Origin of the sequence: Pseudoalteromonas sp. SMS1, from assembly GCF_021530565.1 — a bacterium.
GTDB lineage: Bacteria > Pseudomonadota > Gammaproteobacteria > Enterobacterales > Alteromonadaceae > Pseudoalteromonas.
The window spans coordinates 1-18,209 of the sequence record NZ_JAKGBI010000026.1 but is presented as its reverse complement, the minus strand read 5'-3'; the positions used below and the strand labels follow the sequence as shown (position 1 = coordinate 18,209).

16 protein-coding genes and 2 tRNA genes are annotated in these 18,209 nt (G+C 42.1%); 11 read left to right on the top strand and 7 right to left on the bottom strand.

Annotation, left to right across the window (positions count from 1 at the left end; translation table 11 throughout):
* Positions 1-339 precede the first annotated feature (339 nt).
* Positions 340-1,866, bottom strand: a complete 1,527-nt coding sequence (locus L1286_RS21495; RefSeq protein WP_235409103.1) for a fumarate hydratase — start codon at positions 1,864-1,866, stop codon at positions 340-342.
* Between the two features lie 236 nt (positions 1,867-2,102).
* On the opposite strand from L1286_RS21495, the gene pabB reads away from it, so the two are divergent.
* The 3 genes from pabB to L1286_RS21480 all read left to right on the top strand — a co-directional run bounded on the left by pabB (position 2,103) and on the right by L1286_RS21480 (position 5,480).
* Entirely contained in the window at positions 2,103-3,449 is a 1,347-nt protein-coding gene (gene pabB / locus L1286_RS21490; RefSeq protein ID WP_235409102.1) for an aminodeoxychorismate synthase component I, read from the top strand.
* 29 nt (positions 3,450-3,478) lie between these two features.
* The gene (locus tag L1286_RS21485; RefSeq protein WP_235409101.1) at positions 3,479-4,003 is read left to right on the top strand and encodes an NUDIX hydrolase; all 525 of its coding nucleotides are present in this window, start codon (positions 3,479-3,481) and stop codon (positions 4,001-4,003) included.
* Positions 4,004-4,103: 100 nt separating this feature from the next.
* Positions 4,104-5,480: an L-serine ammonia-lyase gene (locus tag L1286_RS21480; RefSeq protein WP_235409100.1), complete on the top strand. Its 1,377-nt coding sequence runs from the start codon at positions 4,104-4,106 to the stop codon at positions 5,478-5,480.
* Between the two features lie 47 nt (positions 5,481-5,527).
* On the opposite strand, the gene cysB is transcribed toward L1286_RS21480, so the two are convergent.
* Positions 5,528-6,505 carry an HTH-type transcriptional regulator CysB gene (gene cysB, locus L1286_RS21475; protein ID WP_063357101.1) on the bottom strand — a complete coding sequence of 326 codons (978 nt, stop codon included), beginning with the start codon at positions 6,503-6,505 and terminating at the stop codon, positions 5,528-5,530.
* Between the two features lie 286 nt (positions 6,506-6,791).
* Between cysB and L1286_RS21470 the strand changes: the two genes are divergently transcribed.
* Entirely contained in the window at positions 6,792-7,553 is a 762-nt protein-coding gene (locus L1286_RS21470; RefSeq protein ID WP_235409099.1) for a hypothetical protein, read from the top strand.
* On the opposite strand, the gene L1286_RS21465 is transcribed toward L1286_RS21470, so the two are convergent.
* Entirely contained in the window at positions 7,554-8,843 is a 1,290-nt protein-coding gene (locus L1286_RS21465) for an NCS2 family permease (protein WP_235409098.1), read from the bottom strand.
* A 119-nt stretch (positions 8,844-8,962) separates the two neighbouring features.
* Between L1286_RS21465 and L1286_RS21460 the strand changes: the two genes are divergently transcribed.
* The 3 genes from L1286_RS21460 (at position 8,963) to L1286_RS21450 (ending at position 10,432) form a co-directional block, all read left to right on the top strand.
* Entirely contained in the window at positions 8,963-9,412 is a 450-nt protein-coding gene (locus L1286_RS21460; RefSeq protein ID WP_235409097.1) for a sel1 repeat family protein, read from the top strand.
* 123 nt (positions 9,413-9,535) lie between these two features.
* Positions 9,536-9,961, top strand: a complete 426-nt coding sequence (locus L1286_RS21455) for a SulA-like leucine-rich domain-containing protein (RefSeq protein WP_235409096.1) — start codon at positions 9,536-9,538, stop codon at positions 9,959-9,961.
* Positions 9,962-9,976: 15 nt separating this feature from the next.
* Positions 9,977-10,432 carry a YchJ family protein gene (locus L1286_RS21450; RefSeq protein WP_235409095.1) on the top strand — a complete coding sequence of 152 codons (456 nt, stop codon included), beginning with the start codon at positions 9,977-9,979 and terminating at the stop codon, positions 10,430-10,432.
* A gap of 89 nt (positions 10,433-10,521) precedes the next feature.
* On the opposite strand, the gene L1286_RS21445 is transcribed toward L1286_RS21450, so the two are convergent.
* Complete coding sequence (locus L1286_RS21445; RefSeq protein WP_235409094.1) at positions 10,522-11,043, bottom strand: VC2046/SO_2500 family protein; 522 nt, start codon at positions 11,041-11,043, stop codon at positions 10,522-10,524.
* Positions 11,044-11,155: 112 nt separating this feature from the next.
* Between L1286_RS21445 and L1286_RS21440 the strand changes: the two genes are divergently transcribed.
* Positions 11,156-11,240: transfer RNA gene (locus L1286_RS21440), tRNA-Tyr, on the top strand.
* 19 nt (positions 11,241-11,259) lie between these two features.
* Positions 11,260-11,344 (top strand) — tRNA-Tyr (locus L1286_RS21435).
* Positions 11,345-11,380: 36 nt separating this feature from the next.
* Here the strand turns inward: L1286_RS21435 and L1286_RS21430 are convergent.
* On the bottom strand, positions 11,381-12,049 hold the full coding sequence (locus L1286_RS21430) for a M48 family metallopeptidase (protein ID WP_235409093.1): 669 nt from the start codon (positions 12,047-12,049) through the stop codon (positions 11,381-11,383).
* Between the two features lie 78 nt (positions 12,050-12,127).
* Between L1286_RS21430 and L1286_RS21425 the strand changes: the two genes are divergently transcribed.
* A complete protein-coding gene (locus tag L1286_RS21425) occupies positions 12,128-13,108 on the top strand; it encodes an ion channel (RefSeq protein ID WP_235409092.1) in 981 nt (326 codons plus the stop codon).
* A 10-nt stretch (positions 13,109-13,118) separates the two neighbouring features.
* Here the strand turns inward: L1286_RS21425 and L1286_RS21420 are convergent, their stop codons facing one another.
* Positions 13,119-13,757: an HD domain-containing protein gene (locus tag L1286_RS21420; protein ID WP_235409148.1), complete on the bottom strand. Its 639-nt coding sequence runs from the start codon at positions 13,755-13,757 to the stop codon at positions 13,119-13,121.
* A gap of 86 nt (positions 13,758-13,843) precedes the next feature.
* Between L1286_RS21420 and L1286_RS21415 the strand changes: the two genes are divergently transcribed.
* Complete coding sequence (locus L1286_RS21415) at positions 13,844-15,034, top strand: class I SAM-dependent methyltransferase (RefSeq protein ID WP_235409091.1); 1,191 nt, start codon at positions 13,844-13,846, stop codon at positions 15,032-15,034.
* Positions 15,035-15,075: 41 nt separating this feature from the next.
* Here L1286_RS21415 and L1286_RS21410 read toward each other — a convergent pair whose 3' ends face one another.
* On the bottom strand, positions 15,076-16,941 hold the full coding sequence (locus L1286_RS21410) for a S8 family peptidase (RefSeq protein ID WP_235409090.1): 1,866 nt from the start codon (positions 16,939-16,941) through the stop codon (positions 15,076-15,078).
* Between the last annotated feature and the right edge of the window lie 1,268 nt (positions 16,942-18,209).

The window sequence follows — 18,209 nt, the reverse complement described above, 5'->3', positions numbered from 1 at the left end:
ACACATAAATAATTCAACTTATAAATAGATTAAGGCAAATCAAACCATTAATCTCACAAAAATTAATATGATTAATTAGAAATACCTCTTAAATTCAAAGCTTCTGTTTACGTAAACGTAAAGCAATGACGCATTGTAAGTATAAATTTACACAGGAAGGAATCAAATAAGTTTGTTAACAAAATCTGCTCTATTCCCCTATAAATGTATTGAATAATAAACAACCAAGTCTTGAAGGCGAGATATAAAAATGATGGGTTGTTACAACTAAAAAATTGCAGGGATGAGGCGACAAGATAAAAAAGGCGGTAATACAACCGCCTTTAAGATGATGTGTTATTAGCTTAATTTGCTATCAAGCTCTTCAATTTTAGCTTTCCAAATTGCCGGGCCTTGAGTATGTGCATTGGCCCCTTCACTATCTACTGCAACGGTTACTGGCATATCTTCTACTTCAAATTCGTAGATAGCTTCCATACCCAGATCTTCAAATGCCACGACGCGTGATTTTTTAATAGCCTTAGCAACGAGATATGCAGCACCACCAACCGCCATCAAATAAACCGCTTTATTTTGCTTAATAGATTCAACTGTTGCAGGGCCTCGCTCTGCTTTACCAATCATACCCACTAAGCCTGTTTTCTCTAGCATCAAATCAGTGAACTTATCCATACGCGTCGACGTGGTGGGGCCAGCAGGGCCAACCACTTCATCACCAACAGCATCTACCGGGCCGACGTAGTAGATAAACTTATTCGTAAAATCGACCCCTTCAGGTAGACCCTGTCCAGAGTTTATCATTTCTTGTAAGCGCTTATGAGCTGCATCACGGCCAGTTAAAATTTTACCTGAAAGTAAAACTGTTTCACCCATTTTCCAGTCTTGGATATCATCTTTTGTTAGTGTATCCAAATTCACACGACGCGTATCTTCACCTACTTCCCAAGTCACTTCTGGCCAGTCTTCAAGCTTAGGCGCCTTAAGATCGGCAGGACCAGAACCATCCAGCGTGAAGTGTACATGACGTGTTGCCGCACAGTTAGGGATCATCACAACAGGCTTTGAAGCTGCATGCGTTGGTGCTGTTTTGATCTTAACGTCAACAACGGTGGTTAAACCGCCAAGACCTTGTGCGCCTATACCCAGCTTGTTAGCCCTTTCAAAAATATCTAAGCGTAATTTCTCCTCAGCTGTCTCTGCACCACGCTCTTGTAAGTCATGGATATCAACTGGATCCATCAGTGATTCTTTCGCCAGTACAGCTGCTTTCTCAGCTGTACCACCGATACCAATGCCTATCATTCCCGGCGGGCACCAACCAGCGCCCATTGTAGGTAAGGTTTTTTCGACCCAAGCAGCAACGTCGTCTGAAGGGTTTAGCATTGCCATTTTAGTTTTATTTTCTGAACCGCCGCCTTTCGCCGCGATCATCACTTCGACCTCTGCACCAGGCACTAAGTCTACATGGACCACAGAAGGTGTATTATCTTTGGTGTTTTTACGGCTACCCGCTGGATCTGCAACAATCGATGCTCTCAAAGGGTTATCAGGGTTGGTGTACGCACGACGTGTGCCTTCGTCCACCATTTGTTGAACAGTTAAATCGGTCTTATCCCATTTAACGTCCATACCCACTTTCACGAAACATGTAACGATACCCGTATCTTGACATAATGGGCGCTTGCCTTCTGCAGACATACGAGAGTTTATTAAGATCTGCGCAATGGCATCTTTTGCTGCTTTACTCTGTTCGTTGTTATAAGCTTTTTCTAAAGCTTGTACAAAATCAAGCGGATGATAAAAAGAAATATATTGTAATGCATCTTCAATGCTATCAATAAAATCTTGCTGACGGATAGTGCTCATGACGGTTCCTTTATTTGCCATTTAGGGTTACTAAATGACGTGTACTTGAAAAGCAAAAAAGCAGGCTACCCACATTAAATCCAAGTTACATAACAAACCGACTGCATGCCCCGAGTTTGCCATGTTTGCCCCTACATTTACTATGGTTAATAGTTATCGCTTTTCTACTCTATAGATTCATATCTAATTATGATAACCTCCTCGCCCGTTTCGGGCTAGTTTTCAGGGTCAAGTAAATGATAAATGCACAGAATAATTGTATTGCAGTTGACATTTCACTCTCTACAGTTGAAGTTTTTGCGCAATTTGCACAAAAAAAGTATGCAATATTGCTAGATTCTAGCGATGCAAAACACGAAAATAGTCATTTCGACATTATTAGCTTCAATCCAGAACATATCCTTGAAGCGAAAAATGGAAAAACATTTCTTGATGGTACACAGCAGCAATCTAGTGTCTTTGACGTACTAAAAAAGAAATTGTCTAACCTGTGCACCACACAGATCGACGGCGTGCCTTTTATCGGCGGTTGGTTAGGATACTTTGGATATGATTTAGGCCGATATATTGAAAAATTACCAGAACAGGCAAGTGTTGATATCTCTTTGCCGGATATGACGGCAGGATTGTACCTTGATGCGCTTATCTTCGATAATAAAAAGCAGCAGTGGTTTTATGTTTCGCAACCTCATGTCAATCGACTTGACCTGTACTTAAGCATTATACATGGCCCAGTCGCGCAGTCTGCCCCTTTTGAGTTGCTCACCGATTGGCGGTCAAACATGACCCAACCTCAATACACAGCAAAGTTTGACAAGATACATCAATACCTTTTAAGTGGTGACTGTTACCAAATAAATTTAGCCCAACGTTTTAGTGCGCAGTACGCCGGTACACCATGGCTGGCATATACTAAACTCAGGGCCAACAATAAGGCTCCTTTTAGCGCTTTCTATAATCTTGGTGACGATAAGGCCATTGTATCCGTTTCTCCAGAACGATTTATTTCTGTTAGATCAAACCACGTAGAAACAAAACCAATAAAAGGGACTTTACCTCGTTTATCAGATCCCGTTAAAGATAAAGCACAGGCGGAGATTTTACGTAATTCAAGCAAAGACAGAGCTGAAAATGTCATGATTGTCGATTTGCTGCGCAATGATTTAAGTAAAGTGGCCAAGCCTGGCTCAGTAAATGTACCCAAATTGTTTGAGATAGAGAGTTTTCCAGCCGTTCATCATCTCGTCAGTACAGTAACAAGTGAATTGGCGGACGGTCGAAGTGCTGTCGATCAGCTCGAAGCTGCCTTTCCTGGAGGTTCAATTACTGGCGCCCCTAAAATTAGAGCCATGGAAATCATTGAAGAGCTCGAACCACATCGTCGCAGTGCTTATTGTGGTTCTATCGGTTACATCAGTGCTAGTGGCGATATGGATACATCCATCACCATACGTACACTCGTCTGTGAGAATAATACGATTTATTGCTGGGCAGGAGGTGGTATTGTCGCCGATTCAAAAGTAGACGCGGAGTATCAAGAAACTTATCATAAGGTAAACAAAATACTGCCTATACTTAAATGAAGCTCGCACACATAATCAGCAAATATACCTTGTCGACGACTTTACCTCCCAGCAAAACGTTTGTCGGCGTGCAAAGCGCGGTGCTTGTACCATTGATTGAATTAGATGGGCAGGCACATTTACTGCTATGTAAGCGCAATGCGAACTTAAGAGCACATCCGAGTCAAATTTGTTTTCCGGGAGGAAAAATAGAAGCCCAAGACAACTCTGTACAAGATGCTGCACTGCGGGAAACCTTTGAAGAAATAAACCTGCCAAGGCGCTTTGTTACGCCATTAGGCCAACTTGAAACACATAGCTCCTTGAGCGGATTTCATATTACCCCCATCTTAGCAAAAGTCGAAAACAGTGCGACTTGGACGTCAACAAGTGACGAAGTTGATAACGTTTTTACGCTCTCATTACGAGATTTGATGGACACCGATCAATGGCAAACCTACCCTACTAACTTTCGAGGGAAAGCCATAAGCATCAAAGGGTTCATGACACCTCATGGGCTTTTGTGGGGCGCAACAGCAAGCATTATAACGAAATTTACCAAGACCCTTATTTAATCATCTAGTAAAACGTTATTTTCCATCCGATAACGGGTTACTTCTGCAATAATTAACGTTATTATGTGCGCCCGTTCAGAGGCAATGATGAGTAAAATTTATGATTAGTGCATTTGATATGTTCAGTATCGGTATTGGACCCTCCTCGTCCCATACGGTCGGACCGATGCGCGCTTCGCGTCTGTTCGTCAAAGATCTACAGAACAGTAAATTAATTGGCGACGTTACTGCGGTTAAAGTAGAGCTATTTGGCTCTCTTGGTCAAACAGGTATTGGTCACGGCTCAGGTAAGGCTGTCATTCTAGGTCTCGCCGGATATGATCCAGAAACCATTGACGCCGACCTTGTTCCTCAAATACTAGAAAAAATAGAACAAGAGCAAGTGATCTACTTAGATCAACAACATAAAGCGGACTTTCCAAAACAAGGTGCCGTTGTTTTCCATCGCCGAAAAACGCTGCCAAAACACTCCAATGCTATGGAGATCCAAGCTTATAAAGGTGATGAGCTGCTTCACAGTCAAATTTACTATTCGATTGGTGGCGGCTTTATCGTTACTGACGAAGATTTTGAGGCAGAAAAACAAGCTGCATTAGATGTTCGAGAGCAAAACCCTGCGCCATACCTTTTCGACACGGCCGAAGAATTATTGAGTATCTGCAAAGAAACAGGCTTAAGTGTGTCGGCATTAATGATGGCCAATGAAAAAACATTGCGCAGTGAAGCTGAAATTAAGCAAGAGCTTTTCAATATTTGGGAAGTGATGAAAGCTTGTACTGAACGTGGTATGCGCACTGAAGGTATTTTGCCAGGTGGATTAAAAGTTAAACGCCGTGCGCCAAGCCTTTATCTTAAACTGAATGTAGAGAATAGTAATGATCCTCTCAGAGCAATGGACTGGGTTGATCTATTTGCGCTTGCAGTCAATGAAGAAAACGCCGCTGGTGGTCGTGTAGTCACAGCTCCCACAAATGGCGCTGCGGGCATTCTGCCAGCCGTGTTAATGTATTATCATACATTCATCAAAGAGGTAGACGTTGAAATAGCCACACGTTATCTTCTTACCGCTGCTGCAATTGGTATTCTCTATAAGAAAAATGCATCTATTTCTGGTGCGGAAGTTGGCTGCCAAGGTGAAGTGGGCGTCGCTTGCTCTATGGCTGCGGGCGCGCTTACAGAGATTATGGGCGGCAACGTTGTCCATGTAGAAAATGCAGCAGAAATTGGCATGGAACACAATCTTGGACTTACCTGCGATCCGGTCGGCGGCCTCGTACAAGTCCCTTGTATTGAAAGAAACGCCATGGGCGCTGTCAAAGCAATCAATGCCTCTCGTTTAGCTTTGCGTGGCACTGGTGAGCAAAAAGTTTCTTTAGACAAAGTCATTAAAACGATGCTAGATACCGGTAATGATATGAAAACTAAGTACAAAGAGACTGCACGTGGTGGGCTTGCGGTTAACATTATCGAGTGTTAACCCCAAACTTTTATACCAGCAATAAAATAAAGCCGCACTTTGCGGCTTTATTTTATTGGTAAGGTGACATTCTCAAATAGCGCATCAACATCATCTTGGTTTCGCATTAAGCTTGCTTTCTCAACAACATCTTTCGTTAAATGTGGTGCAAAACGCTCTATAAAATCATACATATAGCCACGCAAAAAACTGCCTTTTCTAAAGCCAATCTTCGTCGTACTGGCTTCGAATAAATGACTAGCGTCTATACACACTAAATCTTTATCGGCGATATCATCCACAGCCATTGTCGCCAAAACACCGACACCCAGCCCCAGACGAACATAAGTTTTAATCACATCCGCATCTGTTGCCGTAAACACGATATGTGGCTCCAGTCCATGTGCATTAAACGCCTTGTCTAATTCAGACCGACCTGTAAACCCAAATACGTAAGTAATAAGAGAGTATTTTGCAACATCTTGAACAGTGATGTTTTTACCAAGTTGCGCAAGCGGATGGTCTTTTGTAACTACGATACTGCGATTCCAGTGATAGCATGGCAACATAATTAAATCGCCATATAAATGCAGCGCTTCTGTTGCAATCGCAAAGTCCGCATCACCACGCGCAGCTGCGTCAGAGATCTGTTGAGGTGTACCTTGGTGCATATGTAGTGACACTGCGGGATATTTTTGCATGAACCCCTGAATGACCGGCGGCAACGCGTAACGAGCTTGTGTATGCGTCGTTGCAATATTCAACTTGCCTTGATCAGGTAACGTATGTTCATTGGCAACAGCCTTTATGCCTTCCACCTTCGATAAAATTTCACGCGCGATGTTTATGATCTCATTGCCCGCACTCGTAACATGCGTCAAGTGTTTACCACTACGACCAAAAATTTGCACACCCAATTCGTCTTCTAGCATACGTACTTGCTTTGAAATGCCTGGTTGAGAAGTATAAAGGCTCTCAGCGGTGGCAGACACATTCAAATTATGATTCAGTACTTCAACGATGTATTTCAATTGTTGTAATTTCATAACATTGTTTATTTTTTTATTTGTTATCTAATAAGCGACTTGGTTTACGGTTTACGCAGAGCGCCGAGTCGGATCCTTCCCTAGGCTAGCATATTTATTAGGTAGCTGATAGTAATTGTAACAATTGAGCAATCATATAAGAAATCTGTATTAGATCCGTCTATACTGAAAAATGGTGTATTCAAATTCATTTACATACACCTTGTTATTAAAACTATCCAATATACAATTATTTGATGTAATATAAAAAATTATCGCCTTGGGTAGTTTACGTAGAGATTCGGGTATGTTTGTTTCCATCATAATATTATTGATAGTTGCTTTGGTTGTAATTGCGGTGTGGGTCAGTGCTATTCAGCAACATAAAGAGAAACAAGAAGCTGAAAGACGCAAAGAGTTGTCAAAGCAAAAGCGGGTCATTGAAGAATCCGAAGACGTGTTATTGAATAGTTCAAATATTCCTATGACTGGAGATATGCTAAGAATTATTCAAAAACGTATACACGATGCCCTAGCGACAATGGTGGAGTTGTCTCCTACCTCACGGGAATTAAAGAATCGCCTACATGAATCTCAAGAGAGAATGAGCAATGATGTCCCCAATCTCAGTGATAGCGATAAAGTGTCCTTACCCGACAACGATAAACAGTTGATAGCCTTAGTTCAAGGCATAAAGAAACTAAGACATTTACTACGCTCTGAACACAGTAAAGGGAAAGTTGACACGCAAGTTTTTGTAAAAGAAGACAGACGACTAGAAAAAATTCAATTGCGCATTAACGTCGAAAGCCAAATCAAGCGTGGACTCTCAGCTAAAACTGCCAATATGGTTGGTTCGGCAAGGCAATATTTTGAAAAAGCCTATGCAACGATTATGGCAGTAACGTATAGCGATGAGTATGTCACTGAGAAAAAGAACCAGCTCGAAGGCTACCTAAATGAGATTAGCGTTGAATTAAAGGCCTCAAATGCCTCAGCAGTAAAGAAAAAAGCAGAAAAAGAAAAGGACGATTTGGACGTCCTTTTCGCACCCAAAAAGAAATGGTGATCAGCTAAAAGCGAATTTCAAAATAAACAAAACCGTCAGTACCCAAACACTCATGGAAATTTCATCTTTTCTGTTACAGGCTAATTTGACCGCCGTATAAGAAATAAACCCAAGCGCAATGCCGTGCGCTATAGAAAATGTCAGTGGGGTCATCAATAAGACGACACTGACGGGAATTGCATCGGTCATATCATCCCAGTTCACCAATTTCAAATTCTGAAGCATTAACACTGCGACATAGAGAATTGCGCCAGCCGTTGCGTAAGCAGGCACCATCTGTGCTAATGGCGCAAAAAACATCATCAGTAAAAAGCACACACCTACTACAACCGCAGTTAAGCCTGTGCGGCCCCCCACGGAAACCCCAGATACTGATTCAATATAAGACGTAGTGGTGGACGTTCCTAAAAATGAGCCTGCCACCGTAGCCGTACTGTCTGCAGAAAGCGCTCTGCCCAAACGCGGCATGTTTCCTTTTTCATCAGCAATGCCAGCTTTTTGAGTAACCGCAACCAAGGTGCCACTAGTATCGAATAAATCCACGAATAAAAACGCAAAAACAACACTTAACATTGTTACTTCTAGCGCACCAGCAATATCCAATTGCCCAAACGTTGGCGCAATACTGGGCGGCGCTGACACAATACCGGTGTACTCAACTAAACCGGCGGCCCAAGCAATCAACGTAACCAATAGGATACTGATCAAGACACCACTTTTGAACTCACGGTACATGAGCGCAGTGATCACGAATAAACTGAATATAGCCAAAAGAGGTCCCGGACTAGTGATATCACCTAATTGTACAAATGTAGCGGGACTAGACACGATAATTTCTGCATTTTTCAGTGCAATTAATGCCAGAAATGCACCTATGCCTGTTGCGATAGCCCGTTTAAGCACGACAGGAATCGCTTGTATCACCCACTCTCTTATTTTAAAAATACTTAATAAAAGGAATAAACAGCCAGATAGAAAAACAGCCCCAAGCGCAGTTTGCCAACTATGACCCATACCGAGCACAACACCATAGGTGAAAAATGCATTTAGGCCCATACCAGGTGCTAATGCCAATGGGTAGTTAGCCCAAAATCCCATGATGAAACAGCCAATAGCGGCTGCTAAGCAAGTAGCAACAAACGCTGCACCATGATCGATACCTGCTTGCGCAAGCATTGCAGGGTTTACAAACACAATGTAAACCATCGTGATAAACGTAGTCAGTCCTGCCACAACTTCAGTTTTTGCATTCGTCTGAAGCGCTTTGAGCGAAAAAAGTCTTTCTAGCATGTCTTTGTATTTTAAATGGAAACGTGGGCGCCGATTTTATCATAAATAGACTTCTTTAACGGACAAATAAGGCAAAAATCAGCTACACTGTAGGCTAGGTTGTAATAAGTGAAGTGAGTATGAAAAACAGTCAATCTACAAAGGCTTACAGTGGTGACTTAGAGCAGCAACTGTTGAATGTGCTCGAATTTGTAACGCAAGCGCCCGACCCAAAACATCACTGGCCACAAGAGCAAGGTCCTGAGCAAGCCTACAAAAAAGGCCTCTACTATATAAAAGAAAAACAGTATCCTTTAGCAGCCAAATGGATGCGATTGGCGGCTATGTCTGGTGACAGCAAAGCCCAGTTTTACTTAGGCCTATTATTTATTAAGGGCCAAGGCGTACCAAAAAGTGTATTTCACGGAGTTGCATGGCTCAGTTTGGCACAGAGCCAAGGCAATATGGCAGCAGAAAGCACACTGAAAGAAGTTAGGCCTCATTTAACTACAAAACGTTATTTAGATGCTCAATGCTATGCCGCAACGTTATATGAACAAATCCATCAATTAAACCATTTCAAAACATAAAGTTAGTAGGTGCTGGGGTAAAACAAAGAAAAAAAGAGCAAAAAAACATCAAGTGTTACCTTGATCATTAGCCCTGTATGAAATACTGTATATATACTGTATAAACAATCAGTACATATAACTATGTTACATACTACGACCATATTAAAAGCAAGATCAGATAGCCAAATCAATCATGCGAGTTTTAATATTGTGAATACGCATGATGAAACAACAACCAGCTTAGAACTTATGAAAATTTTGGGCTTTTGCAATTCGAAAGCTGGTTGGACACTCTTAATTGCGCCAGACCATACCGTTAATAAGGCAATGCTGGATCACTGTGACATTGACATCAATAAGCTGCTAGTTTTGAAGCTCAAAGATCTGATAAACTTAGAGCATACTCTAGACCGTGCGCTACATAATGGTAACTTCGCGGCTGTAATCACTTGGCCAGGTATTTTATCTGCTCAACAAATTCAGCGACGCAGCCTCACTAAATCTGACACAACCCTGTTTTGTTTTAAAGAGGTGTGCAGAATGCCAATGTCAAAAGTTGCGCACTAATAATTTAGGTTTTCTATGTGTTTTTGTGGCCAAGCTCAACCCTATGAACAGTGTTGTCAGAAGTTTATATCTGGACAACGACAACCAGAAACTGCGGAGCTGCTAATGCGCTCTCGGTATAGTGCATACTGTATGAAAGAAGGTAATTATATTGTACAGACTTATGCTCAGGAAAAACGCCATGAGCACACCACAGAAGACATACTACTTTTTGCCAATCAGGTTGAGTTTGTCAATTTGGAAATCATTGACACAAATCACGATGACAACTTCCAATATGTTGAGTTTAAAGCCTCTTATTTAGAAGGCCAACAACTGGGCATGCTTCACGAGCGCTCACGATTTATAAAAGAGGAAGGGCGGTGGGTGTATCTCGATGGTGAGCTGTATCCTAGCAATGATAAAAAAGTAAGCAGAAACGATCCTTGCCCATGCCTAAGTGGGAAAAAGTTTAAAAAGTGCCATGGTTAAAGCACTTTAAGCTTTAAAGGGTGGCGATTACGTTGTATCGCCACCAATTGCAAACGAACCTGACTCGTGTTCAAAAGTTAAGTACATACTTAGACAGATACTCGTAATTGAGATTGCATTTTGCCACTGGCAAGCTGATCATAAAATCCAGCCGCATCAATTTCATTTTCTTTCCCTTTCACCTCTGGTTGCTTCTGTTTGATAAGCCTCGCTCTAACAGCTGGTTCTAAGTTTTCCACAACAAACAGCGGTACGTGCGTTTTATCATCTCGAATATGCAAAGGTTCTGGATCTAAACACTCATTTAACTTTATGTCTTCTAAGCCGCCATCTTTTACAAAGTGGCGGTTATATTGCCCAATAAGAAAGTCAAACTCCGCGGGGGCAAGCGGCTTTTTAGGGCCAACTTGCAACTCCTTCTTTAATGCTTCCTCTGAGCTATCTTTTTCATCAACCGCAGAGCGAGGAAGGTCAAATTGACTAAAATCCAAAGCATCTTGTGAAAGTGCACTCAAGAGTAATCCAAAATCACCTCTTCGTGATTCATGTACACTAATATTCAGTGCAACGCCTAGTTGCGCTTCCTTGAGTAACAATTCATCTATCTGCATGGATTTTCGCCAAAAAAATCAAAGTATGAAAATTTATCGGCATTTTTTGAAAAAACTTTAGGACATTTCTTTACTTCGTCAAAAACTTTGATATTATCAGCGCCGTTGTTGAGGAGGGGTTCCCGAGCGGCCAAAGGGATCAGACTGTAAATCTGACGGCTCAGCCTTCGCTGGTTCGAATCCAGCTCCCTCCACCATCAACACAAAGTACAATTCGGAGGGGTTCCCGAGCGGCCAAAGGGATCAGACTGTAAATCTGACGGCTCAGCCTTCGCTGGTTCGAATCCAGCTCCCTCCACCACTCTCTTATCTTATTGTCTTAATATTTCAAATTTAATTACCATTCAGATAATGTTTGGCCATACGCTTTAAGATATTGCTTAGCTTTTACATGGTTTTGATCGAAACGTGAAACAATGTCCCAAAAAGCACGGTTGTGCGCCATCACATGAAAATGTGCAAGCTCATGGACAATAACATAGTTAATTACCCATTTAGGTGCACCCAATAACGCACAGTTAAAAGCAATAACACCTGTTGACGACAAACTCCCCCACCGTCTTTTATAAAACCTGACTTTTAGCGATGTGTAATCAGATTGCATTAAATTTTTATATTTAGGCAAAGTTGACAGTAAGTACTCATTCAAATTTTCCGTGAATAATTGCTTTACTTCCATAATGGCGGCTGCACTATTTTCCTGCCAGTCAGCAGTCAAATACACCCGTCGATTATCATGATCAATTTCACTTTTAGACGCGTCATTTACCAAGTCATATTCATGTCCATACACTAATATTTTATTTGACGCCCACAGCGTGTTAGGTGGCTGCTCATGCAATGATTTTTGCTTCTCCAAGATCCACTTTTGTTTTGAATGCACCCAGTTAGAGAGCCAAGTTTTACAAATATTGTGTGGCGCATACACACAGATCCCAGAAGTCCGCACTTTGATTGCAACGGTCTTTCTGCGCTTGCTTAGTTTTAATTGATAATTGAATTCCATAGAAAATTTGCTGCTTTTTCATTTAATTCTGAGAATTGCTGCTACCTTTATAGTTATCAGGAGAAAAAATAAACGACCATGACCAACAAACCTAAATGCCAGTATATCTCACCTGATGGCCATAGTTGCCAAGAAATCGATATGGGCTCTGGATATTGCTTTTGGCATGATGCCAAGTTTGACAAAAGTGGATTAGAATTGTCACAAAAACTTGAGCGTTATGCTAAAAAAGGAGGATTATTACAAGGGTTAGAGTTAAAAAGGGCTAACCTTGAAGGGTTAAACTTAGTTAAGTTTAACGACCATAATGGCTATGACCTCTCTTACAGCAATTTTTATCGTGCTAATTTGCATGGCGCCCATCTTTTTAACAGCACCATTAAAAGTGCCTCTTTGATGAAAGCTGATTTACGGGACGCAAACCTACATTGCTGCAAACTCGAAAATACCAATATATTAGGCATTAAACTTAATGCGACAAGAATAGACAACCTCGTCCTAGGCGACAAATTACTCCAAGAAAGTCAGGCCATAGAAGCGACCAAACAAAAGAACTACGATGAAGCGCAAGATCTGTACCTGCAAAGTGAAGAAATCTATAGACTGCTCAGAAAAGGAGCTGAGCAACAGGGCTTATTCGAGATGGCTGGTAAGTATACATACAGTGAATTACGAATGCGTCATGCGCAATACCCTAAATACTCTAAAAAGCGCCTCGTCTCTAGCTTTATTGATATGCTTTGCGGCTATGGTGAAAAACCTGAAAATGTCATCAGGTTCAGTTTGGGTATGATCCTTTTGTGTGCGCTATGCTACTTTGTACTCGGCATTAATTATAATGATGAAACTATCCGTATTGATACATCCGCTTCCTTAGAGGATAACCTTCACGCCATGTTAAATTGCTTTTATTTCAGCGTGGTTACTTTTACAACTTTGGGCTATGGCGATATAACCCCTGTTGGGATCACTCGCCTTATTGCGACGATAGAAGCTTTTATTGGTAGCTTCTCTTTAGCACTTTTTGTCGTCGTGTTCGTAAAACGAATGACACGTTAAGCAAGCGGCTTTATTCTTTGATTTCTCTTGCAAGTTCATCGAGAAACCTGCGCATAAACTCAGTACGACGTTGTGCTTCCTTTTTAGCTGCCAGTGTGTGCATTTGAGACTCAATGTGCAACAACTTAATAAAGAAGTGATCGAGTGTATAGTTTTTGTCATCAGGATCCCTATCAGCACAAAAAGGGTCTGCGGTGTGGTACAAGTGCCTCGCTATTGCGCCACCCACCTTCATGCAGCGGCTAACGCCGATTGCCCCCAATGCATCCATCCGATCTGCATCTTGGACTATTTGCGCTTCTAACGTTGTCGGTGGCACATTGGCGCTAAAGCTGTGTGCAACGATTGCATGATGTATCCCTTCCAATTTTTCTTGAGGGTAACCAATTTCAATGAGGAATCGCTCAGCCTTGTCCGCAGCCAATTTAGATGCTTTTGCTCTATCAGGGTGATTCTTCGCAACGGCAACACAATCATGTAACCATGCTGCGGGCACCACCACCTCCAAATCAGCGTCTTCTTCTATGGCCAACTGCTTTGCTGTTTTTACCACTCTTTGGACATGAGAAAGATCATGTGCCGTGTCGGCAAAAGGGGTCCCAAGCATAAATTCCTTAAATACTTGCTCAAAATCGTTCATATTCACCATCATTTTTACCTAAACCTTATCCTTCACATTGTATGTTGGAACCCCCTTCACTAAAATGACAGGATTCTACTTAGTAAGGAATTTATATGTCTTGTGCGCTGTATTTACAACCCGGCCGAGAAAAATCTCTTAAAAGAAAACATCCTTGGATATTCTCCAAAGCGATTAAAAAGATCAAAGGTAAACCTGGACTTGGTGACTTAGTAAAAGTATACAGCCATGATGGACAATACTTGGCCACTGCGGCATATAGTCCTAGTTCTCAAATCAGAGCACGGATCTGGACTTTTGATGAGTCAGAGCAAATTGACCAAAGCTTCTTTAAGCGCCGTTTAAGCCGTGCACGACAAGTGAGAGAGTATGTTATCGACGAAGGCGGACTAACTGGTTACAGGCTCTGTGCAGCAGAATCAGATGGGCTACCGGGCATCACAATCGATAAATTCGACAACTACTTGGTTTGCCAACTCTTAAGTGCAGGTGCCGAAAGACACAAAGGAGAAATCGTTGCTGCACTGAGAGAGTTGTTCCCTGAATGTGCAGTCTACGAACGTTCTGATGTGGATGTCAGAAAGAAAGAAGGCCTTGAAAAAATCACAGGCCCTCTTCATGGTGATGCACCAAAAGAAACCGTTCTAATTGAAGAGAATGGCTTAAAATTGGAAGTTGATATTATTAACGGCCATAAAACCGGTTTTTATTTAGACCAACGAGATAGCCGTGCGGCACTGGAAAGGTTCTCCAAAGGTAAAACGGTATTAAATTGCTTTTGCTACACAGGCACATTTAGTTTGTATGCACTCAGGGGGGGATGTGATGAAGTTATCAATGTTGATGTTTCTCAGCCAGCCCTCGATACCGCCAAAAGAAATGTTGAGCATAACAACCTTGACCTTAGCAAGGTCGACTTTGTCAAAAAGGATGTATTTAAATTGCTAAGAGAATACCGAGAAATGGGTAAGCAATTTGATACTATTGTCATGGACCCGCCAAAATTTGCAGAAAGCAAAGCCCAGCTAACGGGTGCATGTCGAGGCTACAAAGACATAAATATGCTTGCAATGCAATTACTTAAGCCAGGCGGAACACTGTTAACATTCTCGTGTTCAGGACTAATGGATCAAAACCTCTTCCAAAAAGTTGTCGCTGATGCTGCGCTAGACGCTAAGCGTGACCTTGTCATCATGGAAAGGTTGAACCAAGCACCTGACCACCCTATTGCCGGTTTTTACCCAGAAGGGTTTTACCTCAAAGGGCTCATTTGTAAAGTATATTAAGACATGAAAAAGGGAGCATGACGCTCCCTTTTTTCTTACTCTTAGTAGCTACCTTTTAGAGTAACACCAGAGTAAGTGTTATAACCGCGTAGCATAATGTGGTACGTTGCTGCTCCGCCATTATTAGTCAGTGTACATGTTTCACTATTGCCGTTACGGTATGGTCTACAGTCATATGTTGTCGTTGTTGGCGCTTGGTCCTTTCTTACATATAAGTCAGCATCACCTGAACCGCCTGAGATTTCTACGCTAAGCGTTGAGTTTGCTGGTACGTCAATTGTGTAAGCAACTTCACTACCTGATGCGCCAGATAAGCCAGTTACCGGTACACCGTTTTCTAGACAATTCGCACCACAGCCGCCACCGCCTGTTGAAGTCGCTGCCACTAAGCTCGCGCCAGAGTATGCAGAGTAACCGTGTAACATGATGTACCAATCACCTGCTGCAGGGTTGTTGATAGTACAAACTTCTTCGTTACCACTCTTATAAGGGCGGCACGTATAGCTGCTTTGAGTTGCTTTCTGACCCTGCTGAACATAAAGATCGGCATCACCTGTGCCACCTGACAGGGTGACAGTCAATGTATCTTTGCCTGCTGGTACTTTAAACAGATAGTGTGTTTCGCTACCAGATGCACCGCTTGCACCAACTGAAACACCGTCATCTAGCTCAGGTAGCGTTGGTGGTGGTGGTGGAGGCGTACTATCAGCAAGTGAGAATAGTAGTTCATTCGGCGAACCTGATTTTGCATCACTGACTTTATCTTTTGAGCTACGTGAACTCAATAGAGCGTCAATTTGACTAGGAGTCAAACTAGGGTTTTCATCCAGATACAATGCAACAACACCCGCCACGTGAGGCGCAGCCATTGAAGTACCACTAATTGTATTTGTCGCTGAGTCAGAATTATACCAAGCCGATTTGATGCTCGAACCAGGTGCATAAATATCAAGACAGTTACCATAGTTTGAGAAGCTAGAGCGTGCATCTGAACTCGTTGTTGAACCAACTGTCACAGCATCTGCAGCTCTTGCTGGTGAGTAGTTACATGCATTGCTGTTATCGTTACCAGCTGCTACAACAAATGTTACACCCGATGCAACAGCAGTGTTTACAGCATCATCAACAGCTTGAGAAACACCACCACCTAAACTCATGTTCGCCACAGAAGGACCTGACGCATTATCTTTCACCCAGTTAATGCCCGAAATAACACCCGAGTATGAACCAGAACCAGTACATCCTAGTACACGAACACCAACTACATTTACGTTCTTAGCCACACCGTATTCACCACCGCCAATCGTACCAGCAACGTGAGTACCGTGACCATTACAGTCACTTGAATCTGCATCATTGTCGACAAAGTCATAACCGTGGCTAGCACGACCGCCAAACTCCGCATGTGAAATACGCACACCTGTATCAATTACATATGCTGTCACACCTGAGCCGTCAAAGTCGTAGTGATAATTGCTGTTTAATGGTAGGTCTCTTTGATCAACCCTATCTAAGCCCCAAATTGCATTTCCTTGGTCAGCGCTTGCATCTACCATAGGCGTAATAGTTACAATCTGATCTTGTTCGATGTAGTCAATGCTTGGGTTGTTAAGTAATTCTTTTACTTGTTGTTTAGAAGCATTTACAACCACACCATTTAAAACACCGTTAAAGCTCTTAGTAACTTGTACATTGTGCTGAGTCGTCAGTGCTTGCGCTTGGCTAGTTGCATAGCTAGACACAGCCATGCTACTTGCAGCATTTAATACTGCAGGTGTTTTAAATACAACGATGTATTGATCTTCAATCGCTTTACTTTGGTCAACTGACATCATTTCAGCTTGAGCTAAACAGCTACCTGACATGCCTGCCAATACCGCAAAAGCGAGTGTGTTTAATTTACGCATACTTGTTCCTTTATTATGTCATTTGGTTAATTTCCAATCAAAATGTAGCGCAATTGTAGAATTAATACACAACAAATTTAACTTAAATTTAACTTGATTCACCTCTTTTTGTAAGCAAAAATTTACAATAGAAAGTTTTATTCATTAATTTCAATCCTTAAACAAACTTAATTCAAGTTGAGTCATTATTTTGAGAAAAAATTATAATTACTTTTTCTAAATACGCACTTTAAGTAAACTTTTCATATAGTTATTTCAATTCAAAGAGAATGTACTGTTGAAATCTATACTTTGAAAAATTAAGCAATAGTGAAAAAAGGAATAAACAAGGCCAAAAATCTAGTTTTTTCAATATATGAATACATGACAATATTTCAAGATTGCCAAATCATCAGCTGGAAATTTTGACATCTTTTGCGGGATTTTCTTGCATTCGGATATCGAGAGACATTGAAAACAGCCAAGATATAAAATAATAGCGATAAACACCGCACGAATGGATGCACGACGGAACCCAGCTTCAGGGATGAATTAAGTGCAAAAGGTTAGCGACAGCGAATACAGTGAGTACGCTCTTTTCGCGTAAGGTGAAGTGAGCTGATTTAACCGCAGCCAAGGGAATGAATTTAAAAGGCATAAAGGGTGACAACCGTGAAAGCAATTCACTGCACCTCGCCCTAAAGCACAATTTAGCACTTTAAACGCAAAAACCCCGTCGCATTGCTGCGCTGGGTTTCTTTTATTTGGCGCTTGGCAATGTCCTACTTTCATATGGACGAAATGAGACCGAAGCGCAGCTTCTCAGCTCGAAGAGATGAGCGCATGGATGCGCGATGGAACCCAGCTTCAGGGATGAATTAAGTACAATAGGTTAGCGACAGCGAGCACTGTGAGCACGCTCTTTTCACGCAAGGTGAAATGCGCTGGTTTAACCGCAGCTAAGAGAATGTATTTAAAAGGCATAAAGAATCACAACCGTGAATGCGATCCACTGCCCTCGCCATAAAGCTCGTGTTAGCATCTTAAACGCAAAAAACCCGTCGCATTGCTGCAACGGGTTTCTTTTATTGGCCCTGGCGATGGTCCGGCCGACGGCCAGAGGCCTCGCGTTCAGTCGGTAGAAAGTGAAACTATTCACTTTCTTATCCCCGCCTTCACCCTACTTTCACATGGGAAAGCCACCGCTGGCCGCCCCCACACTATCATCGGCTATCGTGCAAAAGGTTAGCGACAGCGAACACAGTGAGCACGCTTCTTTTGCGCAAGGT